Below are 26,279 nucleotides of genomic sequence, written 5' to 3'. Positions count from 1 at the left end.
ACAAACCAGTAAATCAAGCATATTCCCTACTTAACATAACTTTACTCATAGCCAGATATATGAAACTTTCAGTAGATGTTGTAAGTAAATCGTACTCCTTTGATAGCCTTCTATTTCTATTGATCCAAGCAAAAGTCCTCTCTACCACCCACCTTCTCGGCTGTACTGAAAATCCAGGATCCCGTTGTGGCAATAGTTCTAGTGGTGTATCTTTATGCACCCAAAACCTACATGGAGGCCTTTTGACAATTTCAATATCTATCCCATATTCTCTCTTTACGTAATCCTTTAAATCTTTTCCTTGGTATCCCATATCAGCCCACATTTTCTTAATATTGCTGTATTTTTCCTTCATATTGTCCAATGCCATCTTCACCCCATCTCTGTCATTTTCGCTTGCAGCTCCTACATAGCAACCAAGCACAAATCCTTGAGTATCTGTGATTATATGTCTTTTTCTCCCCTTTACCTTTTTCGCACCATCATAACCTTTGCCCCCCTTTTTCCGTGGTTTTTACCGATTGACTGTCCACTATGCATGCGCTCGGCTTCCCATTTTTGACCTACTATATTTAGTGATATCATAGTTCATTTTCTCAAAAATTCCCTGCTTTTTCCATCTTCTAAACTGTTCATGCACAGCCTTCCACGGCGGAAAATCGTGTGGTAAATAGCGCCATTGACATCCTGTGCGCAGTATATAAAGAATTGCATTTACTATCTCACACTTACTGTATTTTGGTGGCCTTCCTCCTTTCTTGTACGATACTCTGAAGTGTTTTTCTATTCTTGCCCATTCCCTTTTACTTAAATCTGTTGGATATTTTTTCCTCATCTCTTACCTCAATATTCTTTCTTTATATACTACGTATTCCTTGGTTTGTGGACAACCTCTCAAATCTTACTATTACCAACAAATATGAGGTTCGTGAGCAAGTCGCCATCCTTCTGCTAAATCAAAGAGACGTTTATATCCTTTCCAAAGAGTAATTGGTCCTGGTTTTGGGTCGCTTTTTCTTGCTAAATGACCTCCAAGTTCACGAAACGGCTTCTTTTATAGTAGGGGCTATATTTGGACATGGTTTCCTGTGTATTTTAACATATAAAACTTTCCATTCTTCCTCAGCTAATAAGGCAGTACATGGTAATGTTGGGTTAGTTCTTGCAATTGATGTAATAAAGAAAATTCTCCAAGCAATAATCCTCATGACTGTTAAATACCTCATTAATCTTTCTGCTGTTCCAAGTCTACATTCCTCAACTTTGAGACCGGATTTAAAATTTTATGTAATATCTCTATTTTCCATCTAAGGCAATTGTAAGTTAAAAACGTGATATAAAAGAGATAAGAGAGAAAGATAACCCTGCTCACTAGGAATAGCGGGCGTGCGCGACCGAAAGGAAATTGGTATTACAACCGTTGGTATCAAGGTACGCTAGCCCTATCTCTCGATACGTTTGAATAGTTGCTTGGGACATATATATGCACCCGTTTACAATCTTAAATTAACTAAAACTATCGAGGTTTATTATGGTTACATCTTATCAAAATTTTATTGGCATTGACATCGGAAAATTTAAAAATGTCGTTGCAATTCACAAACAGAAGAATGCTGTCGAATTTGATAATAATGCTTCTGGTTGGCAACAATTATTTCAAGAGTTTTCAGATATTCTACCTAATGCTTTAGTGACTTTAGAAAATACAGGGAAATATGAGCTTGGCTTATCACATTTTCTTACCGACAAAAATATTGCCGTGCATCGAGCTAATACTCGTAAAGTAAAAAGCTTTATTTTATCTCACGGAACTTTAGCAAAGTCTGATAGATCAGATGCAAGAGCTCTTGCTCAATATGGATTTGAACGCCATAGAACTATCTCTCTATTTGTACCTACCTCTACAGAACAATCAACTTTGGCTGCACTTTGTCAACGTCGTGATGATATTACGCAAATGAGAACTCAAGAAAAATGCAGACTTGAAGCACCGGAAAATGATCATATAAAAGAAAGCTGTCAAAAGACCATTGAGTTTTTCGATAGTCAAATAAACGAACTCAATGATACTATACAAAAGATTATTGATGAAAGCCGCGAATTACAACAACGCCAAAAAATTCTTAAAACAGTTCCTGGAATAGGTAAAAAGTTATCACAAGATTTTTTGTGTTTAATGCCAGAGCTTGGTTACTTAAATAGAAAAGAAGTAGCAAGTCTTGCCGGAGTTGCACCGCATCCAAAAGAAAGTGGTAAAGCTGTTGGTTACCGAAGGATTACAGGTGGTAGAAGTAACGTTCGTTCAAAGCTGTTTACAGCCGCTATGGCTGCTACAAGGTCAAAATCTATACTTGGCGCCTTTTATTCTAAGCTTGTTGAAAGTGGTAAGAAGAAGATGGTGGCTATAACAGCCCTAATGCGTAAAATTATAGTAATTGCTAATACAAGACTTAAAGAAGCAATTAATTTGCATACTTAAAAATCTTCACAACGGTAACTGAAATTGGCTAATGAATATGTGCGTCCACACAGACTTAAAGCACATATTCATTAGCTTAAGCAGAAATTGCTGTGGTAGCTGTTTGATATAAAATTCTATTTCTATGACAAACGGGTTTTTATTGCCCATATAATTTGCAAAATTACACAAATAAAAAAATTTTTAAAAAACATAGTTGATATCAACTAATTTTTTCAACAGCTTCATCGAAAGTATTAACTGAAAGATTCGTTAATAGCATCCATTCTAGCGGTTTTTTTTTAAGGGAAGGGGAGTTTTCTCAACAACATAAACTGCATAAAGTGGTAATTTAGGTAGTTCTTCCGTCTTATGCCTAATATTATTCTTAGATGGATTCATCATAAACTTTCCAAATCTAACTTCCAAACGTGCTGTTCTTTTTGGCTTATTATCTTTTACAGGAACTTCAACTTCTACCGTACCTGCACAATGAGAGGATTTAATAAATGCCCATAACTTCTGCTCACCTTTTTCAGGATATCGAGATTTTCTATTTACTGCTCTATCTCTGCATGCTCTAACTAGCACTGCCGAATTAAGACTATGTGCAAGCTCAAAAAAGTCATATATATCTGCTTCTCTATCGCATACAGTTATAGTCTCAGTTTGAGTTGGATCAATAATATTATTTGTTTTTCTTAAAGTTTCCAACCACTTTACGCTTTCTTTATCTTCAATGCGATCGCTCTTTTTTTTAAGGTTCTCATTTTCTTCAGGTCTTGAATAAACTTTTTGATCTAGTATCCCTAGTACCAAACCTTCTATACTAACGGCAAGATCTGTATGCATTATAATACCTTTTGCAGTATCATAACTGGACAAATTTGCTAATCCGCTTGTTTTTTTATGGTTATTATATACAATGTAACTGGTATCTTGAATGACAAGAACCCTCTTGTGAGCTTTTGTTCTCTCAACTGTTTTATCAATGTGTGAAGCTAGAATATCGACTTCTTTTACGTTCTCATTTTAAAAAAAACGATATGCTGCTTTTGCTTCTGACCAACTTCCGCATGCCTCATTAATTGAGCTTTCAGGTAAACTTATCAAACTGTCAGCAATATTTACTAATCGGTCAGTTAATCTTTTATCTCCAAGTACAGCATCTCCAAATTCATTTTTAGCCCATTCATTACTCTCGTTTGCCATTTTTATACCCTCAATATTTGCAAACTCTAATATTGTAATACTTTATTTATAAGTACATTTATATTTGTGGGTAATAGTAAGGAATGACACCGTCTTGGATGGAAACCAGTGTCAGCTACTTTCATGACAGAGGGGGGTGGGATGACAGAAGATGATGGAGTGACAGGGAGTAATACAAAAAGTTTCGTCATCCCCATTGAATCGGCTTTAAAATCGATGTTCAAAGTTGAAATTTCCCTAGAAGATGCGGGAAAAATCAGAAAAGGTCAGGAAGTTGTATTAAATAACTTGCGTAATTTAAAGAATCATGATATTTGTTGTGCGGTGGTGGGTAGTGTACCTATTGCAATCTGCAGTTTTATTTATGGTTGTGTGAAACCTATTCGTGTTTTTAATATTTAAAATGAGGTTTAGATGTCGATAACATCCGAAAAGAAAAAGAGTTTGATAAATATATATGCAATTAAAGAAGATGATACAGGCTCATCTTTTGTACAATGTGCAATTTTGACCGAGAGGATCAGTAACTTAACTGAGCATTTTAAAGTGCACAAGCATGACCATCACTCTAAGCGTGGTTTACTTATATTGATAGGTAGAAGACGCAAGCACTTAAATTATATAAAGCGTAAATTTGGTAATGAAGCCTATCAGGAATTAATAGAGAAGTTAGGCATTAGAAAATAATCGAGGAATTTAATATGTTTAAAATTATAAAAAAATCTATAGAGTGGGGTGGTCGTCCCTTATCTTTAGAAACAGGAAAAATAGCACGCCAAGCTCATGGTTCAGTAGTTGTAAATTACGGTGATACTTCTGTTTTAGTAACTGTTGTACGTAAAAAGAAGGAAGAAAGCGTTGATTTCCTACCTTTAAATGTGCAGTTTATCGCAAAAAGCTATGCCATGGGTAAGATCCCTGGCGGGTTTTTTAAAAGAGAAGGCAAGCCATCTGATAGAGAAACTTTAATCTCAAGAGTAATAGATAGAAGTATAAGACCACTATTCCCAGAAGGATTTCATGATGAAATTAGTGTGGTGTGCAATCTATTAACTTATGATACAGTCAATCCTCCTGAAGTGCCAGCATTGATTGGTGCTGTTGCAGCTCTTGCAATTTCTGGTGTTCCCTTTCACTTTACTATAGCTGGAGTGATGGTTGGTTGTGATGAAAATAATAACTATATACTCAACCCTTCTGTTCAAGAGATGAAAGCAAGCAGCTTGGATCTGTTTTTGTCTGGTGATGAAAATTCAATTTTAATGGTTGAATCAGAAGTGAAAGAGCTCTCTGAAGAAAATGTTTTTAATGCAATAAAATTTGGCCATGAACACCTTAAGCCTGTCATTAAGCTCATAAAAGAGTTTGCTGATACAATTGGCAATAAACCTGAGAGCTTTGCCCCTATTGATGCATCAGATATAACACAAAAGCTCGAAAAATACGGTAAAGATTTTGAAAAAGCATATTCGCAAACAGTAAAACAAGAGCGAGTTCAAGCTCTAGAAGCGATCAGAGAGAATATATTGAATACTCTTAAAGAAACTGGAAAAGACGAAAAGTTAATTACGTATGCAGTAAAAAACTTTGAAAGATCTTTAGTACGTGAAATAATTAGGAAGAAAAGTGTAAGGATAGACGGTCGTAAGCATGATGAGATACGTCAGATAGAAGTTGAAGTTGATATTCTGTCCAAAACTCACGGTTCTGCACTATTTACAAGAGGCAATACTCAGGCACTGGTTGTTACTGCTCTTGGCACCACTCAAGATGAGCAAATTGTGGATGATATTGAAGGGGATAGACGTGAGCATTTCATGTTGCATTATAACTTTCCCTCATTTGCTGTTGGAGAAACTTCTGCTGCGCGTGCACCAGGAAGAAGAGAAATCGGTCATGGCAAACTTGCTTGGAAAGCAATTCATCCTGTTTTACCCGATAAGTCTGAATTTCCTTATACAATAAGAGTAGTGTCCGAAATTTTGGAGTCTGATGGTTCTTCTTCTATGGCAACAGTTTGTGGGACTTCTCTTGCTTTAATGGATACGGGTGTGCCAATAAAGGCCCCTGTTGCTGGAATTGCTATGGGTCTCATCAAAGATAAAGACGAGTATGTAATACTTTCCGATATACTTGGTGATGAAGATTATCTTGGTGATATGGACTTTAAAGTAGCAGGAACTAGTGAAGGGGTTACGGCGCTACAAATGGACATGAAAATTTCTGGTATAAGCTTTGAAATTGTTGAAAAATCTTTAGAACAGGCAAAAGCTGGAAGATTACATATTTTAGAAAAAATGAATGCAGTGATTTCAGAACACAGTGATGATGTCAAAGACCATGCACCAAGGATGTTATCATTTTACATAGATAAAGACAAAATTTCTGCTGCTATAGGTTCTAAGGGGAAAAATATACGCAGTGTGTGTGAAAGAAGTAATGCAAAAATTGAAATAGGAGATGATGGTAAAGTTTCTGTTTTTGCTACGAGTGGCACTGAAGCTGAAATTGCAAAGAGTATGATGATTGATTCAATAACAGAACTAGAACAAGGTTCTATAGTTGATGTCAAGGTTGTAAGAATAGAGAAGTCTATTGTAGAGCTTGAATTTCTTAATGGCAGAAAAGGAAAAATGCACATAAGTGAAGTAGCTAATGAACATATAGATTCTATAGAGAGCGCACTTAAACAAGATGATACTTTCAAAGCACTAGTAATTGACTTCGAAAAAGGTGGGTGTCCAAAGTTGTCAAGACGTCGGGTTGATCAAGAGACGGGAGAGTTTTTTGAAGGTGAGCTTTACAACGAGGAAAGGAAAGATGGTCCAAATGACAGGGATAATTATTACAATAATTCATTTAGTAGAAAACCTGGAGGAAGTCACCATAAGAGGCCTCCTCGTCCTCGTTCTGGTTTCAGCAATAGAAATAGGCCGAAATTTGGTAATAATGATTCATCATCAGGTTTTTATTAAGAGTAAACTTCTTGCGTTACCTCTCGTCATTCCAGTGCTTAACACTGGAATGACACCCTTTCTGGTGAAGGTTGTTCTCAAATCACAATGTTAGTACAATTGTGGTGTTAGCTATAGCTAACCCAAGGTATCCGTTCAGCGGAGTGGTAGAATAAGGTAGACAAAGTGATCTAAAAAGATAATCATAGAGCAAAAGTGAGGTAATGTGGTAAACCTTTTAGAACTTTGCAAAAATTTACAGCAAAAAATAGAAAAACTGAAAGCAGAGATAGAAAACTTAAAAGCAGAAAATAAAGCTTTAAAGATAGAGAACGCTGAATTAAAGGAAAGGCTTGGTTTAAACTCGAAAAATTCATCTCTACCGAGCTCTAAAGAATTGTACAAAACAAAAAAGGACAAGCCAAAAAGCGAAAGGAATGTTGGCGATCAGGTTGGGCATAAAGGAAATTTTCATGCTACAATGGAAGCGGATAAAGTAGTAAAAATAGAGTTGCCTAATATTTGCGAATGCGGAGGAGAGCTTGTAATATGCGAAAAACCTTATGTTCACCAAAAAGTTGATCTTCCGGAAATTAGGCCTTATGTAGTATAGCATTTCTCATAATAGTCCGAACAGGTCATAGGAAGGCAGAATCAACAGCACGACGAAAGGATTCGAATAGAGGAATGTTTTTCCTGGCTCTGTTTTTTATAGCAAACCAATGATGCTCAATTTTGTTGAAATCTGGAGAATAAGGCGGCAGATACAAAATTTCTGCACCAACCCCTTTAGCAAGCTTTATCAGACTTATGAAAAGTAGCATTGTCAAGAATGACAGTCTGTCCAGGTTCCAAGATCGGTGTCAAAAATTGCTCAAACCATCCATTAAAAACATCCATATTACAGTGGCCTTCAAAGGTTAACGGAACAACTATCTTTCTTCCACTTAAGGCTGCAACCATACTGATTCGTTGAGTTTTCTTTCCAGATTTTAAGGCATAAAACCGCTGTCCTTTCTGGCAATATCCGTAGGGGTAGTCTTCGGTGTTATCAATGCCAGACTCATCTATATACACTAAGTTTTTAGGTTCTTTTGTCGCTATAATTTTCAAAAATTCAGCACGTTTTTCTTCGTTTCTTTCCTTGTATCCATATGTCTTTTTTTGCGCGTAAATCCAATTTTTTTAAGGGCTCGATAGATCGTTTGGATACTAACGTTGTTCCAAAGTTTAGCCATTTCCGATAGAGTCTTTCCTCCGTGTTCTCTGGCAAATTTGGCAAAGGTACCCCAGTCGGTAATTTTGTGATTGTAACCCCCATTTCCAAGTTTTTTTGATTGAAAGTCTCCTGTTTCTTTTCTTCTTTGCTGCCACTCCCATAAAGTAGTTCGTCCAATCTTAAATCTTGCTGCCACTGTTTCTCTGCTTTCTCCTTCGTCTAGCGCTTCCATTGCTTTTTTTCTTAAATCATAACTATATGCTGCTGGCATTCAACCTCCTTAGAGGTTGTCCGGAAACAAGTAAATTCAAGCATATTCCCTCTTTAACATAACCCTACTCATAGCTAGGTATATGAAATTCTCAGTGGATGTTGTGAGTAAATCATACTCCTTCGATAGCCTTCTATTCCTATTAACCCAAGCAAAAGTCCTTTCTACAACCCATCTTCTTGGCTGTACTTTAAACCCTTGTTCTCTTGTTGGTAGTAGCTCAGGTGGCGTATCTTTGTGCACCCAAAATCTACATGGAGGCCTTGTAACAATTTCAATATCTATGTCATATTCTTCCTTTGTGTGATTCTTTAAATTTCTTCCTTGGTATCCCATGTCAGCCCACATTTTTTTAACTTTAGTATATTTTGTTCTCATATTGTTTAATGCTATTTTAATACCATCTCTATCATTTTCGTTAGCAGCGCCTACGTAACAACCTAGTATAAAACCCTGAGTGTCTGTAATTATATGCCTTTTTCTACCCTTTACTTTTTTACTTCCATCATAGCCTTTGATCCCCCCTTTTCTGTAGTCTTTACAGATTGACTATCTACTATACAGGCACTCGGCTGCTCATTCCTTCCTATTTTTCTTCTACTATATTTTGTAATTTCATAATTCATTTTCTCAAAAATTCCCTGCTTCTTCCATTGCCTGAACTGCTCATACACAGTCTTCCATAGCGGAAAATCATTTGGTAAATACCGCCATTGACACCCTGTACGCAATACATAGAAAATTGCTTCTAATATTTCTCTTTTGCTATACTTTGGCGGCCTTCCTCCTTTCTTGTATGATACTCTGAAGTGTTTTTCTATTCTTGCCCATTCCCTTTCGCTTAGATCTGTTGGATACTTTTTTCTCATCTTTACCCCGTACTAAAATTTCAGATATTATAGCCTTTTACTTGTTTCCGGACAACCTCTAATATGGAAGATATCGAAATTGCTATAGACAGTACAGGAATTAGTATATACAACAACACTCCTGGTCACAGCAAGGAAAATAGCACTGACAGAAAATATCGTGGCTATGAGCAAACGAGAAAATTGCACGTAATGTTGAATATAAACAACAAAAAAGCCATAGCTGTAAAATACAGTAACGGTGTCTACTCTGATCACTATGGAGCTTGTGATTTGCTAAAAGAAGTTGATTTTCATCATGCCATAAAAGCACTATATGCAGATAGAGCATGTGATCATACGCGTCAAGTTAAGAGATTGTGAGCAAATTTAGAGAGGTTAAAGTGGATACTCTAGCCCTTCTACGTTTGTCTTTTAATGAAAATCGCGACCAAGTTATAGTGAGTTTTTTAAGAAATGCTTTTAAACTATTAATCTTGGTTAATACTAAAAATAACTCTCTAACCCGTCTTTTTAGCTCAATAAATGCCTTTGTTAAGCTAAGTTCTGTATTCTTTTTCACTTCTGTGCAACCAACTATGCCGTAAAATATAAGAATTGCGCACAATTTAGCATATAGTTCACATAATACTCTGCATGGCTTTCCTTTTAGCTTATCAAGCCTGATATGACTTTTATACAATTTAAATAATTTGCCACCTTACTCTGTAATACTTGCTCAGCACTAATTTTATTTTCTGGAACATTAGTTATACCAATTCAACAATTTTTGATTTCTTTTAGAGGATCCTGCGATCTTGCTAATCTATTAGCTTTCCTTTTTCTGGCTATAGACTGTTCTTCAGTTAGTTTCTGACATATAATTCTTACTCTAATTTTTGCTTCTTTTCCTAACAATACCTCGTTTTCTAAAAATAACTTATCCTCTAAACATTCTAATAACTCCATTTTTTGATTTGTTTCTACATCATATACGTTGGTATCGACGACTTATGAAATAAGCTCCTATTTCATTGATTTGTTTAAAAGAACTTGGCACAAAATAACCGAGATCAGATATTAGCAAATCATTGCTTGATATATTACTTAAATGTTTCCTATATCCCTGGTCTGATCTTATTCCCTCCGTTAAATTAAGTTGGTCTATTATCTGATTCATGTAATCGAAAACTAATTGTAACTTTATTCCAGACTTAGTATTGCTTTCATAGCCACTGCAGCTAGTACCATAACCTTTATACATCTCTTCCATACTGTTAGGTAGAGTAATATAGCTACTGTCCAATAATTTAACACTATTAAATTGCTGTAAGATTTTGCAATCAACTTGCAAGATATTTTTAAAGAGAACCACAGATTCATTATACATCCTTTTCATAAATTCCACTGCTTCTTCAGTAAATCTAAAATCCAAACCTTGTTTTGTTATATCTATCGAGTCCTCGTTTAGTAATTGACACATTGTTTCTACGCTACAATTATCAACTCCTATATTACCCAAGACCATGGCTTTTACGAATGATGAACCTTTTAGCTTTCTCTTTCTTTTTATAAACCTTGTTGTAATTGAGATTTTCTCTGCTTTTTCATTAAAAAATTCTTTGAGCTTTTTTGATAAGCAAGTTATTTTATTCATTGGTTCTCTCACTAAAAGTATATCTGGGAGAACTTATACCTTATTATTCTATCTCTTTCATACCTTTATTTCCTTAACTTGACGCGTATGGAGCATGTGATAGGCACAAGTTTTATAAGTTGTGTAACAAATATGATATAAAGACAAAAATTCCACCAATAAACAATGCGGCAGAACATCCAGAAATAGATTATATGTCTGACAGGAATGCTGCTATTAGGTTAATAAAATTATACGGTGAAGATGGCATGAAAGAATGGAAAAAAGAAGTAAATTATGGGAAAAGATCTTATATTGAAGGGTTTTTCTCAAGATTAAAGCAAATATTCGGATTTAGTTTTAGGAATAAATCTGAGATAAATCGAGAAAAAGAACTGCTAATCAAATGCTATTTGCTTAATAAATTCACTGATATTGGTATGGCTAAATTTGAGATAGTTACATGAATTTACCATAAATCACCATCTCATAAAGTGTGATGCAACAAAGCCATCCCAGTGTCAAGCACTGGGATGACACCCTTTTGGATAGAAACCAGTGTCAGGTACTCGGATGACACCATTTACAACCACTCTCCTACCCTTTCTAGCTGTTTATAGCTGTTAAATCTCAAGAATTTATCAAAATATGGAGAGGCAATAAAGGGTGTGGAATCACTTAAATAGTTAGATAAAAAACCAGGCAGATCATTTTTTAATTCTTGCATTTTGTATCTATAATTTTGTATAGAAATAACTTTTATTTTATCATAATCAAGTTTCCAATAAGCAAGTTCTGAGACTTCTCTTTTTGTTATATGTTCTACCGCTAAGGCTTGTAAAATTAATTGCGGAAAAAACCCCGACATCACTTCTTCATTGGAAGGTGGTGTACCAAGCTTATAGTCTATAATTGCTACTTGCCCACTTGGTAGATACTCAACTCTATCACATCTTGCTGTCAGTAAGATTTCTTGTGGGATCAGATCTCTATTCGTCATCCAAGCAGTTTCATACTGATCACAAGAACCAGTGTCACGCGCTGGAATATGAAATATCGGACAGGAAAAGCTCTTTTCCAACTCAACATAATTGCTTCGAGTTTCATCAAATTCGACAAAAGATTGAATTATCTTTTGTAGTCTTACCCACCACATATTTGAAAAATTAAACTGACTAGTCGAGAATGCTTCTCGTGCAATGCTCATTGGAGATTTTTTGTTGCGTAAATATCTTGCAAGAATGTTGTGTACCATAGTGCCAAATTCCAATATCGATGGCTTAAAATTCAAGTCTCTTAATTGTTTAAGGCCCAGTATATACTCAACGTAAAATGAATAAGGATTACGAATTAGCTTTTCTATTGCACTGCAAGACATCACCTGCATTTTTTCTTTTCTAACTTCGGTTTGAGGTTTTGGCATAGGCTGAGTACATGGAACAGTACATTCAGGCGTATTTAATATCCTTAGCCAATCACGATAAGGATATTTTGACCCCTGCAACAGAATTTCCAAACGCTGCAATAGCATTGGTTTTCTATGGCTTAGCGATCTTGTAATATAAACCTTACTTGCACAAAACAAATTGTGTAAAGTATAAAAAAAATACCCCTGCTCTTCTTGCGCAGAAGGAAGATTAAATTTTTCTCTCGTAAGTGCATTCAAAAGCGGACTTTGAAAGCTTGGCGCTTCATTAAATCCAGCAAGTATCACAACTTTGTTGTGATATAAGCTGAATTTATTCAAGTCACTTGCTACAGAGAAAAACTCTTTCTCTAAAAATAAGGTCAGAATTTGGCTATATAACTCTAAGGAGCATTTAATTTCTACACCCTCACATGCATTTGAAAAATTACAGGTAAAATTACCTATTTCACTATTTAGCTCTGAAAAATTTATACCAGATAATATATTAATACACTGCAAATGAGTTGCTACCACATCAAAAATAGAGCAATTTATAGAACGAAGTAAAGGATTAAATATAACCTCTAACTTACTGATAATAACTAATATATCTTCTTTGTATTTTAGCTTTTTATGGGCATTGATAGCATTTATAATATCGCTCAGGCCATTTGTACTAAAGTTGCGTAATATCTCTATTTCAAATTCAGATAAAATCCGAGTGTACTCTTCTTGAGTGTAACCAAAAGTCACTAGCCTATGTTTAAGGAGCGAAAGTAATGACACACTGCTCCAATTTGAGGTCAAAACTTCGATACTATAAAGCAGAAGCGTTATATAAGGGTAATTTTCCGGTATGGCACTGTGTTGCCTTGATAAACATGCTATACGAGCTGCAAGTAATTTATCAAAGACGACCAAAGAAATGTTTTCATAACCTTCATTTTCTATAATTAATGATGTCACTTGTGCTTCTTCCTCTCTGGAATCACAAGTGATGACTTCAATATTGCCAACATGTCCACTACTAACTTTGCTTAGATCGGCAGTTGTATCAAAGACGTAATCTAGATATTCCTCAGGACTTCCTGTTATCCCAGCCCTTTCTTCTGTCATCCAAGTAGCTGACACTGGGATCCAGTTTTCATTATACAGCCACCTGGTGCGCTCATTTAAAGTTAAGTTTTCTGGATCCCAGTGTCTGGGCACTGGGATGACACCAGAACACGCTTCTGGCAGAAAACTAACATCCCTTCTATCCACTTTTAAATAATCGAGTAGATCTTTCAGGCAATATTGATAGTGTTTTTTATCAAGCAATTTCCAGTCTTTCTCTTTAATTTTCAAATTCAGGTTAGGCAAAATTATTTTTCCAAATGGCAGATCATATATAGCCTTAATTAACGACTTATCCTTTCCAATTCCAACAAAGATTATATGTTGGTCTTTTTGTAAAGAGGTTATCATATTGTTTATGTAATCACTCTTATGTTTTAATATATCTACTACTTCTAAATCTTTTAAAGTTTTACTCCAAGTCTCAGTGAGTAAGCTTATGAAATTCTCTATTTTTTTTGAATGTTCATCAAATTGATAACAATCCGTTGTTTGGGTAGATTGAATTTTATCAAGCAATGATGGCAGGCTATAAGCTAAATCAATTGGGAAATTATCATTATTTTTTCTATTCCATTCCAATATGAATTGAATGAATAGCAGCGTCCTTTTTATTGGACTTATAACTTTAACTCTATCAAGATTTAATATTAAATCTTCCTCATCAATGTTCTCTAGCGAAACTATCTCTGGCAAAATTATGCATTTTTCAGCGTTATAATTCTTGAATGCACTCAGCAGCGCTATCACATCCCTCTTGCAAGGAAGTATGACCTTTATCTCGGGAATTTTTTCTCTTTCATATTCAGAAAATATGTGCTGAACCAGCACATCAAAAAGGGATTCATCCACATTAACAGTAAAAACTCTTCCCACTAACAGTAACAATTAATACAATACTTTTATTGTATAGAAATTATTTAAAATATAAATGTGCTCGCAGTTTCTTATGCTATGATATATTAAAGTCTTTCACAATATTACATGGCAAACATCAGAATAGAAGTTTTAAATAAATGTGAACAATTTGGCCGCAGAAGGGTAGTTAATGTTTACTTGATTTACATAAGCAAAGAATTACCATCAAAATTACATGAAGAAATTTGTGGGCTATTTTATAATAAAGTCATACAAGACTGCCGTTATTATTCCTACAATGAAAACCTTGAAGAAGTTCAATATAACTTCATAGAACCACAAGCAAAGTGGGGCTTGGAGATAAGCTTTTTACCTGGCATGACTGACAATGTAGGCAACACAGCGAAACAAATTGTTAGAGAATATTTAATAAACAAGGACTACATTGATGAAAATGTTTGTATAAAAGCAAGAAGTTCAAAATTGATTCTAAGTCAAGCAACTGAAGATGATATAAAACAAGAATTTAATCCTATCACTGAGTATTGCATTCTTGTTTATAAAGAAAACGGCAATTGCTATTGGAGGCATTACGGTAAATTAAAAGGTGTCATCCCAGTGCCCAGACACTGGGATCCAGAAAATTTCAAGCAATTGTATAATGAAAACTGGATTCCAGTGTCAAGCACTGGAATGACAGAAGGTAGGGTTGGGATGACAGAGGATAGTACTAAGTCCGTTGACCTCAATGTAAGTGACCAAGAGCTTGAAAAGATCAGCAGAGATGGAATCGATGGTAATGGCACTTTAGGGCTCTCTCTGGCAGCAATGAAAGCTATAAAGGATTACTTTAAAAAACTTAATAGAAATCCATATGATATTGAACTTGAGTCCCTAGCACAAACTTGGTCTGAACATTGTAAGCACAATATCTTTTGCTCTCCCATTGATGAAATAAAAGATGGCCTATACGCACATTATATCAAGCGTGCAACGCGTGAGATAAATTCTGACATATGTGTGTCAGTTTTCTCTGACAACGCAGGAGGAATAATTTTTGATGACGATTACTTGATTGTAGATAAAGTTGAAACTCACAATAGCCCTTCAGCTCTTGATCCATTTGGTGGAGCAATGACTGGAGTGCTTGGAGTAAATCGTGATATAGTTGGTTTCGGTAAAGGCGCAGAGCCTATAATGAATACCTATTACTTTTGCTTTGCCAAAGAAGCAAAAGGCAAGTTTTATAGGGATAAAGAGCGCACTGATGAGATCTTACCGCCAAAATATATAATGAAAGAAGTGATTCACGGTGTTAATGTTGCTGGTAATTGCTCTGGTATTCCAACACAACTTGGATCGGTATATTTTGACGATAGATTTTGTGGAAAGCCGTTAGTCTTTGTTGGCAGTGTCGGAATTATTCCACGCAACATAAATAACGCACCTTCACACATCAAAGGGCCTAAAAACGGCGATAAAATCGTAATTATTGGCGGAAGAGTTGGAAGGGACGGAATTCACGGTGCAACGTTTTCCTCAGAGGCTTTGTCGGGAAACAGCCCTTCAACAATTGTGCAAATTGGTGACCCTATAACACAAAAAAAATTATCCAACGCCGCCTTGGAAGCAAGAGATCTTGATCTTTATAATGCAATAACGGATAATGGAGCAGGCGGTCTATCATCATCTATTGGTGAAATGGGAAAAGACGGATTTGAAGTTGATTTGAGCAAGGTTCTCCTTAAAAACGATGGTATGGCTCCGTGGGAAATATGGATATCAGAATCACAAGAGAGAATGACCTTAGCAGTGCCAGAAGAAAATCTCCCTATGTTTAAGCAAATCATGAAAAAACATGATGTGGAGGTTTGTGTGATTGGAGAGTTCAATGAGAGTGGTAAAGCTGTTGTTAAATGTCCTAAAGGGAAAGTAATAATGGATATCGGAACTGAATTTCTGCATGATGGTAATCCTAAAGTGCATTTACAGACAAAGCCGTGGTCTAAGGAGTCTGCTGTATCCTTTCCTGTCATCCCAGTGCTTGACACTGGGATCCAGCAGGTAAAGCCTGCAAACATTTTACGCCAAAACTCATCTAATGGTGGAATTGAATGTGAAATGGATTCCAGTGTCAGCTACTTGCATGACACCCTTTGCGTGTCAGCTACTTGCATGACATCAAGCCAAGAAACTGAACTAAAAGAAATGCTGAGCAGACCAAACATTTGCAGCAAAGAGTTCATAGTGGTGCAATATGATCATGAGGTTCAAGGATCGTCAGTGTTAAAACCACTGCAAGGCAAGGGAAGAATGTGCAGCGAAGCTATTGTCTCAAGGCCTGTTCTTTCTTCAAATAAAGGTGTTGTAAAATCGCAAGGATTTGGCTCAAGTTATGGAGAAATTGACACCTACCACATGGCAGCATGTGCAATTGACACCGCGATACGCAACTATGTAGCCGCAGGAGGAAATATAAATCATCTAGCGTTGCTCGACAATTTTTGCTGGTGTGATGCTTATAATCCAGAAAGGCTATGGCAGCTAAAGAGAGCTGCAGAGGCTTGTTACGACTTTGCAACTGCATTTAAAACACCATTCATATCCGGAAAAGACAGTATGTTCAATGACTTCAAGGGATATGATGAAAATGGCGAGAAAGTGATAATCTCCGCACCACCTTCATTACTCATCTCAGCAATTGGAATTATAGAAAATATTGAAAATGCGGTATCGCTTGATGTGAAAATGCCGGGAGACTTGATATATGTACTTGGAGAAACACTTGATGAACTTGGTAGATCTGAATATCAGTTATATAGTGGAATAGGTAATAACAACGTACCAAAAGTTGATGCAAAGAGCGCTAGGAAGTTGTATGAGCGTTACAACCAGGCAATAAAAGATGGCATAATTGCCTCTGCAATTGCACCAAACTTAGGCGGATTAGTTATTGCTCTGGCAAAATCGCTAATTGCAGGAGACCTTGGTGCTGAAATCGATCTTTCACTAGTGCCAATAGGAAAAATACAAAATACAGACATAATAAACAAGATAATAATGTTTTCTGAATCGCAAAGTAGAATTTTGGTTACTATTGCACCACAAAATCAGAAGAGGTTTGAAGAATTGTTTGAAGGTGCAGTTTATTCATGTATTGGCAAAGTAACAGAGAAAAAGGTGCTAAACATAAAGGATGTTTTAAAAGTAGATCTGAAAGATGTGGCATGCTAATATAAAATATTTTTCTTATTATGCTAAATAACTCTTTTACTATATGTAATGTTTATTTAGAATGAATGTATGTTATTAATTTTGGGTAGGTAATTATGTCTATTTTATCGATACTCCTGTTTATCAGTCTTTCTTTACTCAACACTTCAAATAAATTGATGATATGTGCTGCCTTATTTGTGGGAGCTGCTTTAGTTGTAAATTCAATGGTTGAATTTTATGGCAGAAGCAAAGCTACGTACAACTTAATAGTGTGTACAGCGCTATGTTGTGTTTTTAAATGGCAAAGTTTTAATTTGATGATATTGATTTCATATACTGCAATTTTAGTATCTCTTCTCTCAAGCATAATTATTTTTGAAAAATTGAAGTCCAAGTTGAATTTTCATATGGCAAATTTCATTACTTTAATTATAGCATCAGTGGTTGATAGTGCCGTTGTATGTGTTGGATTACTATACAAATTTTCTGCAGGTAAATGCTTATCAATATACATTAGAGATTTAATTTTTAAGTTTTCTTATGTGTCAGTATTGAGCATCTGCTTGTTTGTAGGAATGTATTTATTTTGCTTGGCGAACAAGAAGTATTTTAAGATTTCCACATAACCTGTTTTCTGATATAGCTAAACTGACTTTGGGTCCTGGGGGTGTATTTGGTGGTCCTAATACGTAACAACAGTTTAGAATTTATAGGTAGCCTAAACTCACAACTGTACAAACACTATGATTTGAGCCTATCAGGGGGGTGTCATTCCAGTCTGGAATCCAGAAAAAAGAATGGTGTCATCCCAGTGCTTGACACATAGCTGTACGAACATTCATTTTTGAAGGTAAATTGCACAGCAAATGGTGTCATTCCAGTCTGGAATCCAGAAATTTTGCTTATAACTGAGCTGATGAGCTAAAGGTAGTTGTCTTACGCTAAAACAAACGTTTTTAATTAAGTTGCATAGAACCAGTGTCTGGGCACTGGCCCACTGGTGGGAATTGCTCCTAAACTACAACGTTCGTACAGCTATGTGCTTGACACTGGGATGACATCATCAGGGCACTGGCCTACTTAACCGTCATACCGTCGCGGTATCTCAGCCGCTAACAAGTAGCGGAATGACGATTTATCAAACGCTGCCTAATTTTCCGTAACAGTTGAAAAAATCAATAGAAAATCAATATATCACTATAAATTCACGTATTTTGAGGCTATAATGGTTAATACGCTATATGGTATAATATGGACGATTTTATCAGAGTTAAGGGCGCAAGGGAACATAATCTGCAAGGTGTAGACGTCAATATACCGAAAAATAAGCTAGTTGTTATAACTGGGCTAAGTGGTTCTGGCAAGTCTAGCCTTGCATTTGATACGATTTATGCAGAAGGCCAACGCCGGTACGTTGAAAGCCTGTCAGCTTACGCGCGTCAATTTCTCAACATTCAGGATAAACCAGATGTTGAGTCGATTACAGGTCTCTCTCCTGCAATATCTATCAACCAGAAATCGATCTCAAAAAATCCAAGGTCAACAGTTGGAACTGTTACCGAAATTTACGATTACTTGCGCTTAGTATATGCACGAATAGGAGTTCCTTATTCACCTGCAACTGGATTACCAATAACAAAACAAACGGTGTCTCAAATTGTAGACACTATAATTGCGTTACCTTTAGAAACTAAGATATATATACTTGCCCCTGTTGTGCGTGGTAGAAAGGGAGAACATCTTAAAGAGATATTGGAAATTAAAAGACAAGGTTACGTAAGGTTCAAAATAGATGGTGAAGTGTACAATGTAGATGACTTGCCTAAACTCGATAAGAACAAGAAACACGACGTTTTTGTGGTTGCAGATAGAATATCAATATTGGGCGATATAGGAAATCGACTGCCAAGTAGTATAGAATCCGCACTAAAACTTGGTAATGGTCTAATGTATGTAGAAATAGTAAACCTACCTGACAACCATAATTCCGAGTATAAAAATGGTCAAATTCTAACTTTTTCAGAGAATTTTGCATGCCCCGAGTCTGGTTTCACTCTTGAGGCAATAGAACCAAGATTATTTTCTTTTAACAGCCCTTACGGTGCATGTGGTTCGTGTAATGGGCTTGGTAAAAAACTAAGTGTTGATATAAAGCTAATAGTACCGGATGAAACTCTTTCAATATCTGAGGGTGCTTTAAAGCCAGTGGGATCAATGTTCCGTCAAGTGCACACAGGTTATGGATTTCTAAAAAGTGCAATTCTATCACTGGCTGAAAACTACAAATTTAACCTTGATATTCCGTGGAAGAACATAGATCAAGAAGTAAAAGATATGATACTCTTTGGCTCTAATAAATTTCAAGGTTTGATCAGTATCTTGGAGAACCAGATGGATTATGATGAAACACTTGTTGAGCGATATTGCTCTGTCACTCACTGCAGAGAATGTACTGGCTATAGATTGAAAAAAGAAGCGCTTACAGTGAAAATTGATAGCAAACATATAGGTGAAATATCAAGGCTCAGCATCGATGAATCCCTTAAATGGTTTGAAAATTTGCCAGACAAGCTCACAGAACAACAGAAGCAAATCTCAAGTAAAATATTAAATGAAATAATCAAGAGGCTAGCATTTTTAAAGAATGTAGGGTTGAATTACCTAACGCTTGATCGAGAATCTAGCACTCTCTCTGGTGGCGAGAGTCAGAGGATCAGGCTTGCTTCACAAATTGGCTCTGGTTTAACAGGAGTGCTGTACGTGCTTGATGAACCCTCGATAGGCCTTCATCAATGCGATAATGATCGGTTAATTGCTACACTGAAAAACTTGAGAGACATGGGTAACACTGTAATCGTTGTTGAGCATGATGAAGATACAATAATGGCTGCTGATTATGCGATTGATATTGGTCCTGGAGCTGGCGTAAATGGTGGAAAAGTTGTTGCAGAAGGAACACCAGACCAGGTGCAAAGAAATTCAGGGAGCATAACAGGGCAATATTTGAGTGGAGAGAAAAAAATTTTAATTCCAAGAAGAAGAAAGCAAGCAACTCAGTTCATAAAAGTAATAAATGCATGTGAAAATAACTTAAAAAATGTGAACGTTAAATTTCCTATAGGGAATCTTATTTGTGTTACTGGAATATCAGGAGGGGGAAAATCAAGTTTAGTCATAGAAACGTTATATAAATATTCAGCACATAAGATACATCATTCGTCTGCACGGTATGGCCAATGCGATAAGATAGAAGGCCTTGAATATATAGATAAAGTTATAGAAGTTGATCAGTCGCCAATTGGTAGAACTCCTGCGTCAAATCCAGCAACATATGTCGGTATGTTTACTCATATAAGAAATTGGTTTGCAGGTCTTTCGGAGTCAAAAGCAAGGGGGTATAATATAGGCCGGTTTTCATTTAATACCAGAGGGGGAAGGTGTGAGGCTTGTAAAGGTGATGGGCACTTAAAGATAGAGATGCATTTTCTACCGGACGTTTACGTGAAGTGTGAGCAGTGTAAAGGACGAAGGTATAATCGGGAAACATTGGAAGTTACTTATAAAGAAAAATCAATCTCTGATGTGCTTGATATGACGATAGATCAAGCTTGTGATTTTTTTGAAAACCTTCCAATGGTAAAAGAAAAGTTGGTTTCTTTGCAGGAAGTGGGGCTTGGCTATATAAAACTCGGACAGTCGTCAACAACGTTGTCTGGGGGTGAAGCACAACGAATAAAGCTGTCCAAAGAGCTATCAAAACGATTTACCGGAAGAACATTGTATATTCTTGATGAGCCAACAACTGGATTACACTTTGAAGATATAAATAACTTACTAAAAATACTCCATAGATTAGTCGATCTGGGAAACACTGTTATAGTTATCGAGCACAATTTGCACGTTATAAAAACTGCAGATTATATAATAGACATCGGACCAGAGGGCGGAATAAAAGGCGGAGAAGTGATTGCTACTGGAACTCCAGGAGAAGTGGCAAAAATTCCAGAAAGTGTTACAGGCAGGTATCTTAAAACGTATTTATTATAAACTATTTCTTAATTATATTAGGCTAGGTTGCATATTTATGATTTGGAGATAAGAATGTCAGTATATCGATACTTTAGAAGGTACGTTGAATATGGAGTTGTACCTGCTAAGAAAGCAGAAGATAACACACTAGTTCCAGAAAATAGTTTCTATAAATCTGTACGTTACGTTGATAATGTGCTAGGACCTGTGAAAGATGTAATTTGTGGAGTTGAGAGTAAAGACAATTATAACAAGTATTATCAAGATAATGATAAACGTGGGTCACAGGGCAGAGAAAGTGTATTCATTGTGTGCACTTGGTGCTATTTTAGCAGCCAACATAATATTGCAACCTTTATGTTTGATACTATAACTAAAGTGACTTAGGTTTACCGACGATTTGATAAACGACAAATTCGTCATCCCGCTGCTTGTTAGCGGGATCTAGAGATACCGCGGCGGTATGACGTAGGAAAACCTGACTTGCACTAGCTACAGCACTCAGCAGTGGCTCAGTTTGAACTATATTGAAATGAAATAAAAAGTGAAAGAGTGTAAGCTTAAGTTACTTTAGCTATACTATATAAATTATTTTATAATATATTTAATGAGTTGTGAACCTTCTCTTACTAAAAAAAGCTACAAATCTCATATTTCCAAGCGTATGCGTAAGTTGCGAATGTATCATTGATGAAAATCTTAATCTGTGTAGTGAATGCAACAAAAAAATCAATTTTCTAACTAAGCATTACTGCAATGTTTGTGGCGTAGTAATCTCAGACAATATTTATACGTGTGGTAAGTGCATCATCAATCCTCCACCGTTTAAAGTATTAAGATCAGTTTTTGCTTATGATCAACATAGTAGAAACATGATTATAAATTTCAAATTTTTTGATAATTTGAATTACGTAAAAATCTATGCAAAGTGGATACACCAAGCTAATCAGGATACATTTCAGAACGCAGAGGTCATAATTCCTATACCGTTACATAAAATGCGCTTGTTTAAACGTAAATATAATCAAGCAGCGTTGCTTGCAAAAGAGTTGAGTAAGTTGTCCAATTTATCCTATACGCCATTTGCAATAAAACGCCTTCGCCATACTGTGCCTCAAGCTGGTCTTTCACTTAAACAGCGTGAAAAAAACTTAAAGAAGGCTTTTAAAACAAGCAACAAGAAAATTATCAAAAATAAAATCGTGATATTAGTTGATGATGTGGTAACAACCGGAGCAACTGTAAGATCTTGCTCTCAGGAAATTTTAAACTCCGGTGCAAAAGAAGTGAGAGTGCTATCACTTGCAAGAACGGTAAATGATTGTGAAACTATTACGTAAAAATCTTGACTTGTTTTTGTTTTATCTATAAAATAACTTATAGCAAATAGTTGTTGGAGAGCTTATGAGTATAAAAGAGCAAGAAATTGATGCCATATCCCAAGAAATAGAGCAAGAATCAAAAGAAAGTGACATAATTGAAGAAATTAAGCAAAAGCTGCTCGTATGTAACCAAGATACATACAATCAGTGGAAAAGACTTAATTTTCACATAGATCATTTATTTGAAATACGGCAAGAGATTACCCATGCTTCTAGGTATTATACTACTGCGTTAAATATTGCTGCTCATAAAGGCTTAGTAAAAACAGTAAGACGTCTACTGGAGAAAGGTGCAGAGGTTAGTACACGCGATGGTGGTAGACACACTGCTCTGCATTGTGCCGCTAACAGCGGTAATACGGAAATAATAGAATTACTACTGGAGCAAGGAGCATATATTCACTCATGTTCTAAACTTGGCTCAACACCGCTGCATTTTGCTGCTACTAATAATCATATAAATGCAGTGAGGTGCCTGTTAAATAAAGGAGCTAGTCCTTTAGCACTAGATAATAATAATTCCATTCCCAGTATGTTTGCTACAGACAAAGAGGTGATTGCTGTCTTGGAGAAAGCAGAAGAAGAGAAGCCTAAGGAAAATGCTGCAAAGGAGGCAGAGGAAAAAAAACATCAGGAAGAGGCTGCTGCTTTAAAGAAAGCAGAAGAAGAAAAACATAAGAGAGAAATGGAATGTAAGAAAAAAAGGCAAGCAAAAATGATTGCTGTAGGTGGTATTGCAACTGCATTGATAGTGGCGGGTATTGGATACATTGTTGAATTACCTATACTAGTAACTATTGGTATATCTGTATCCATTGCATTAGTATCTGTTTGCATTGCGTACGTAATGTCAAAACCTAACACTAAAATGGAAGAAACAGAGAGTTTTGTGCAGAAAGTTGGCCAGAATATATAGGTCAAGATGCAACTTTATTTTTAATAACCTCAACATCGCTAAATTCAAAAGTTTGGTTGCCTATAATTTGAAATTTCTCATTTCCCTTTCCTGCAACTAGCAGAATCATACCCTCGTTATAGGCAATATCTACGCCTTTCTCTATAGCTTCTCTCCTACCTCCTATCTCCAGTGCATCAGGGCAATGTAGCAAAATATCGTGGCGAATTTTTGCCGGATCTTCATCACGCGAATTATCATCTGTAATTATTACTTTATCTGCATACATTTGTGCTATTTTGCCCATTTCTGAACGTTTCGTCTGATCGCGATTTCCACCGCATCCAAAAACTAGAATTATTTTTTTGTTGATATGCCATTTTAAAGACAATAGGGCTTGTTTAAGCGCACTTGGAGTATGAGCGTAATCCACGAATGCAAAAGGTTTCACTTTTTCCATTCTTCCTGGTGGAGAAACGAGTTTTTCTACGCATATTTCTCTGTAATTTAATCCAGATATACCAATTGCACATAGCAGATTATATGCTTGAAATTTTCCTAAAACTGGGAAAAATGTATTGTAAATTTGGTTATCAATTTTTACTGTAAGATGTTGACCATTAGGGGTTGATGTTTGCTCTAATAAAGTAATATCAGAGCCTTTTTTTCCATAAGTCACAACTTTATTACTGCGTTTTTCAGCTATTTTAAGCAATGCGCCATATTCATCTATATCCGCATTTAAAATCGCTGTTTTTCCTTCTGGTAATACTTCGTAAAATAACCTTTTTTTAGTTTCTAAATATCCACCAAGACTTTTATGGTAATCTAAATGATCTTGCGAGAAATTAGTAAAAGCTGCAGCACTCAACTTTAATCCATGGATTCTGTATTGATCAATCCCATGACTTGATGATTCCAACACTAAGTGTTCTACACTTATACCACGCAATGTTGCGTAAAGGTCTTCTGCACCTGGAGTGGTAAGGCTGTTGCTATTACCTTTTCTGCCATTATTGATGCATGTTCCAAGTGTTCCAATAGACGCAGCATTATAGCCAGAGTTTTGCCAGATCTGGCGGCAAAATTCTACTACTGAAGTTTTACCATTTGTACCAGTTACAGCAGCAACATATTTGGGCTGTTTGAATTGATAAAACCTGCTGACTATTTCGCGGTATATTTCTTGAGGGTTTAGGTGTTCAAGCACTGCAAAACCCGGAGTATTTGTCATGCAAGTAGCTGACACTGGAATCCAGTTTTTATTATACAATTGCTTAGTGTGTTCATTTACAATTAAATTTTCTGGATCCAAGTAGTCAAGCACTGGGATGACATCTTTCTTGGCCCCTTGTATCACAACGTCTACACAGTTGTGTACGTAACACTGTGATTCAGTAGGAAGGATATGGATTCCAGTATCGCATGTTGCGTATTCTTTACTCCTTTCTGACACACAAACAAAAAGATAACCTTCCTTGACTCTCTTGGGGTTACATGTAACGCCCTTGATTTCAATATCAAAGTTAACATCAATAATGTTATGCAGTAATTCTCTCAGTTTCATCTGCCAGCTTTGATATTCAAACATGGCAGTCTTGCTAGTGCAGCATTTAAATCAGAGATCAAATCCTCAGAATCTTCTAGTCCACAAAATATCCGCATGAAACTTCCACCATAATCTGAATTCATTACAGATCTTGACATAGATCTACGATCTATTGGTAATATCAAACTGTCACACCCTCCCCAAGAAGCACCAATACTAAAAATTTTCATATGATCAACCATGCAGCTTAGTTCTTCACATGAATATTCTCTATCCAGTATTATACTAAATACGCTACTTGCTCCTTTGAAGTAACTTTTCCATAATTCGTGTTGAGGATGGGAGGGAAGTGCTGGATACAAAACTTTTTTGATTTTTGAATGTTTTTCTAGCCACTTTGCCACTTCCATTGCTGTATTTTGGTGCCTTGCCATACGTGCATGCAGTGTTCTTAGTCCCCTATGTGCAAGGTAGCAGTCGTGCGATTGAATGGTTACTCCATAATTTTTATAGCTCTCATAAAGCAATTTAAAAGTTTCACCTTCAGCAACCATAGCTCCCATCACTAAATCTGAGTGACCGGCTAGATACTTTGTCACCGCATATAGTGCAACATCAACTCCATAATCAAGCGGCTTAAATAACAAAGGAGTGGCCCATGAATTGTCACAAACGGTTACAATTCCACGTTCTTTAGCAACTTTTACTATATGCTCTATATTCGAAATCTCAAACGTTACAGAACCAGGAGTCTCGATCATTATCAATGAAGTATTACTCTGAATTAAATCAGTTATATCCTGTGTTGGATCATAAAAAGTTACTTCTGTTCCTCTTTTTGGTAGCTCATTTTCTGCAAACCTCCTAAGCCTATAATAACTATTATCTTGAATTAAAACGTGCGAGCCTGCTTTAGCGAAAGTTAGAATAGCAAAAGTAAGTGCAAATAGTCCGGAAGGATAAATAAGCGCTTGTCCACTCCCTTCAATTTCAGCCAGTGCATTTGAAAGATAATGAACAGTAGGAGTACCAACATTACTGTAGCTATAATCCCTTGCAACACCATCGTTGATTACATCGTATATACTTTCTCCATTTGCTGCATTTAAGTAGTCCTTGTAAGTAGGGAATAATATGGTAGAAGAATGATAAACTGGCGGGTTCATGGAACCTTTATAGTCATTAAATTTTCTTCCTGCTTTAACTAATATAGACTCTTCCTTCACAT

General features: G+C 36.1%; 15 protein-coding genes and 7 pseudogenes. 13 read left to right on the top strand and 9 right to left on the bottom strand.

The window, feature by feature from the left end; all coding sequences use genetic code 11:
* Window positions 1–13: 13 nt before the first annotated feature.
* Together AACH21_RS01730 and AACH21_RS01725 are read right to left on the bottom strand one after the other, a co-directional pair.
* Window positions 14–835, bottom strand: a pseudogene (locus tag AACH21_RS01730) (IS5 family transposase).
* A 72-nt stretch (window positions 836–907) separates the two neighbouring features.
* Window positions 908–1,315: pseudogene (locus tag AACH21_RS01725) on the bottom strand (IS4 family transposase); the annotation flags it as partial.
* Between the two features lie 216 nt (window positions 1,316–1,531).
* Here AACH21_RS01725 and AACH21_RS01720 point away from each other — a divergent pair.
* Window positions 1,532–2,479, top strand: coding sequence for an IS110 family transposase (locus AACH21_RS01720; protein ID WP_209472550.1), 948 nt, complete (start codon window positions 1,532–1,534; stop codon window positions 2,477–2,479).
* 208 nt (window positions 2,480–2,687) lie between these two features.
* Here AACH21_RS01720 and AACH21_RS01715 read toward each other — a convergent pair.
* Window positions 2,688–3,670, bottom strand: a pseudogene (locus tag AACH21_RS01715) (IS4 family transposase); the annotation flags it as partial.
* A 141-nt stretch (window positions 3,671–3,811) separates the two neighbouring features.
* On the opposite strand from AACH21_RS01715, the gene AACH21_RS01710 reads away from it, so the two are divergent.
* From AACH21_RS01710 to AACH21_RS01695, 4 genes and pseudogenes are all read left to right on the top strand, one after another.
* Complete coding sequence (locus AACH21_RS01710; RefSeq protein ID WP_006279945.1) at window positions 3,812–4,072, top strand: hypothetical protein; 261 nt, start codon at window positions 3,812–3,814, stop codon at window positions 4,070–4,072.
* A 12-nt stretch (window positions 4,073–4,084) separates the two neighbouring features.
* A complete protein-coding gene (rpsO, locus tag AACH21_RS01705) occupies window positions 4,085–4,357 on the top strand; it encodes a 30S ribosomal protein S15 (protein WP_006279944.1) in 273 nt (90 codons plus the stop codon).
* Between the two features lie 14 nt (window positions 4,358–4,371).
* The gene (pnp, locus tag AACH21_RS01700) at window positions 4,372–6,645 is read left to right on the top strand and encodes a polyribonucleotide nucleotidyltransferase (RefSeq protein ID WP_338482652.1); all 2,274 of its coding nucleotides are present in this window, start codon (window positions 4,372–4,374) and stop codon (window positions 6,643–6,645) included.
* 205 nt (window positions 6,646–6,850) lie between these two features.
* A pseudogene (locus AACH21_RS01695) lies at window positions 6,851–7,234 on the top strand (IS66 family transposase); the annotation flags it as partial.
* A gap of 28 nt (window positions 7,235–7,262) precedes the next feature.
* Here AACH21_RS01695 and AACH21_RS01690 read toward each other — a convergent pair.
* Window positions 7,263–8,114: pseudogene (locus tag AACH21_RS01690) on the bottom strand (IS630 family transposase).
* Window positions 8,115–8,150: 36 nt separating this feature from the next.
* A protein-coding gene (locus AACH21_RS01685; protein ID WP_338482219.1) for an IS5-like element ISWpi1 family transposase occupies window positions 8,151–8,983 on the bottom strand; the annotation gives its coding sequence in 2 pieces (ribosomal slippage) (window positions 8,151–8,614 and window positions 8,614–8,983; 834 coding nt in all).
* A gap of 63 nt (window positions 8,984–9,046) precedes the next feature.
* Between AACH21_RS01685 and AACH21_RS01680 the strand changes: the two genes are divergently transcribed.
* On the top strand, window positions 9,047–9,346 hold the full coding sequence (locus AACH21_RS01680; protein ID WP_338482650.1) for a transposase: 300 nt from the start codon (window positions 9,047–9,049) through the stop codon (window positions 9,344–9,346).
* Here the strand turns inward: AACH21_RS01680 and AACH21_RS01675 are convergent.
* A pseudogene (locus AACH21_RS01675) lies at window positions 9,333–10,619 on the bottom strand (IS4 family transposase). The gene AACH21_RS01680 and the pseudogene AACH21_RS01675 sit on opposite strands and share 14 nt — an antisense overlap.
* A 119-nt stretch (window positions 10,620–10,738) precedes the next feature.
* Here AACH21_RS01675 and AACH21_RS01670 point away from each other — a divergent pair.
* Window positions 10,739–11,065, top strand: coding sequence for a transposase (locus AACH21_RS01670; RefSeq protein ID WP_338482649.1), 327 nt, complete (start codon window positions 10,739–10,741; stop codon window positions 11,063–11,065).
* Between the two features lie 116 nt (window positions 11,066–11,181).
* Here AACH21_RS01670 and AACH21_RS01665 read toward each other — a convergent pair whose 3' ends face one another.
* Window positions 11,182–13,998, bottom strand: a complete 2,817-nt coding sequence (locus AACH21_RS01665) for a WPE palindromic element domain-containing protein (RefSeq protein ID WP_338482648.1) — start codon at window positions 13,996–13,998, stop codon at window positions 11,182–11,184.
* Window positions 13,999–14,106: 108 nt separating this feature from the next.
* Here AACH21_RS01665 and AACH21_RS01660 point away from each other — a divergent pair, with 108 nt between their 5' ends.
* From AACH21_RS01660 to AACH21_RS01635, 6 genes are all read left to right on the top strand, one after another.
* Window positions 14,107–17,214: an AIR synthase-related protein gene (locus tag AACH21_RS01660; RefSeq protein WP_236514424.1), complete on the top strand. Its 3,108-nt coding sequence runs from the start codon at window positions 14,107–14,109 to the stop codon at window positions 17,212–17,214.
* Between the two features lie 658 nt (window positions 17,215–17,872).
* The gene (locus AACH21_RS01655; RefSeq protein WP_186809131.1) at window positions 17,873–18,022 is read left to right on the top strand and encodes a hypothetical protein; all 150 of its coding nucleotides are present in this window, start codon (window positions 17,873–17,875) and stop codon (window positions 18,020–18,022) included.
* Between the two features lie 425 nt (window positions 18,023–18,447).
* Window positions 18,448–21,243: an excinuclease ABC subunit UvrA gene (gene uvrA, locus AACH21_RS01650; protein ID WP_338482646.1), complete on the top strand. Its 2,796-nt coding sequence runs from the start codon at window positions 18,448–18,450 to the stop codon at window positions 21,241–21,243.
* Between the two features lie 54 nt (window positions 21,244–21,297).
* Entirely contained in the window at window positions 21,298–21,612 is a 315-nt protein-coding gene (locus tag AACH21_RS01645) for a hypothetical protein (protein ID WP_010082388.1), read from the top strand.
* Between the two features lie 227 nt (window positions 21,613–21,839).
* Window positions 21,840–22,565, top strand: a complete 726-nt coding sequence (locus AACH21_RS01640; RefSeq protein ID WP_006279736.1) for a ComF family protein — start codon at window positions 21,840–21,842, stop codon at window positions 22,563–22,565.
* A gap of 64 nt (window positions 22,566–22,629) precedes the next feature.
* Window positions 22,630–23,523 carry an ankyrin repeat domain-containing protein gene (locus AACH21_RS01635; protein WP_338482645.1) on the top strand — a complete coding sequence of 298 codons (894 nt, stop codon included), beginning with the start codon at window positions 22,630–22,632 and terminating at the stop codon, window positions 23,521–23,523.
* Window position 23,524: 1 nt separating this feature from the next.
* Here the strand turns inward: AACH21_RS01635 and AACH21_RS01630 are convergent, their stop codons facing one another.
* Complete coding sequence (locus AACH21_RS01630; protein ID WP_338482643.1) at window positions 23,525–25,069, bottom strand: UDP-N-acetylmuramoyl-L-alanyl-D-glutamate--2,6-diaminopimelate ligase; 1,545 nt, start codon at window positions 25,067–25,069, stop codon at window positions 23,525–23,527.
* A pseudogene (gene metC, locus AACH21_RS01625) lies at window positions 25,044–26,277 on the bottom strand (cystathionine beta-lyase). The gene AACH21_RS01630 and the pseudogene metC overlap by 26 nt, the downstream one beginning before the upstream one ends.
* Window positions 26,278–26,279: the final 2 nt, after the last annotated feature.

This window comes from Wolbachia endosymbiont (group A) of Ophion costatus, from assembly GCF_963969245.1.
GTDB classification, from domain to species: Bacteria; Pseudomonadota; Alphaproteobacteria; order Rickettsiales; family Anaplasmataceae; genus Wolbachia; species Wolbachia pipientis.
Note: the sequence above shows the minus strand (reverse complement) of the source record. Positions and strands in the feature narration are given on the sequence as shown.

Bases quoted from the DNA above. Each gene is read 5' to 3' on its own strand.
- AACH21_RS01680 (WP_338482650.1), top strand. From the start codon at position 9,047: ATGGAAGATATCGAAATTGCTATAGACAGTACAGGAATTAGTATATAC.
- AACH21_RS01630 (WP_338482643.1), bottom strand. From the start codon at position 25,069: ATGAAACTGAGAGAATTACTGCATAACATTATTGATGTTAACTTTGAT.
- rpsO (WP_006279944.1), top strand. From the start codon at position 4,085: ATGTCGATAACATCCGAAAAGAAAAAGAGTTTGATAAATATATATGCA.
- uvrA (WP_338482646.1), top strand. From the start codon at position 18,448: ATGGACGATTTTATCAGAGTTAAGGGCGCAAGGGAACATAATCTGCAA.
- AACH21_RS01645 (WP_010082388.1), top strand. From the start codon at position 21,298: ATGTCAGTATATCGATACTTTAGAAGGTACGTTGAATATGGAGTTGTA.
- AACH21_RS01710 (WP_006279945.1), top strand. From the start codon at position 3,812: ATGACAGAAGATGATGGAGTGACAGGGAGTAATACAAAAAGTTTCGTC.
- pnp (WP_338482652.1), top strand. From the start codon at position 4,372: ATGTTTAAAATTATAAAAAAATCTATAGAGTGGGGTGGTCGTCCCTTA.
- AACH21_RS01635 (WP_338482645.1), top strand. From the start codon at position 22,630: ATGAGTATAAAAGAGCAAGAAATTGATGCCATATCCCAAGAAATAGAG.
- AACH21_RS01660 (WP_236514424.1), top strand. From the start codon at position 14,107: ATGGCAAACATCAGAATAGAAGTTTTAAATAAATGTGAACAATTTGGC.
- AACH21_RS01720 (WP_209472550.1), top strand. From the start codon at position 1,532: ATGGTTACATCTTATCAAAATTTTATTGGCATTGACATCGGAAAATTT.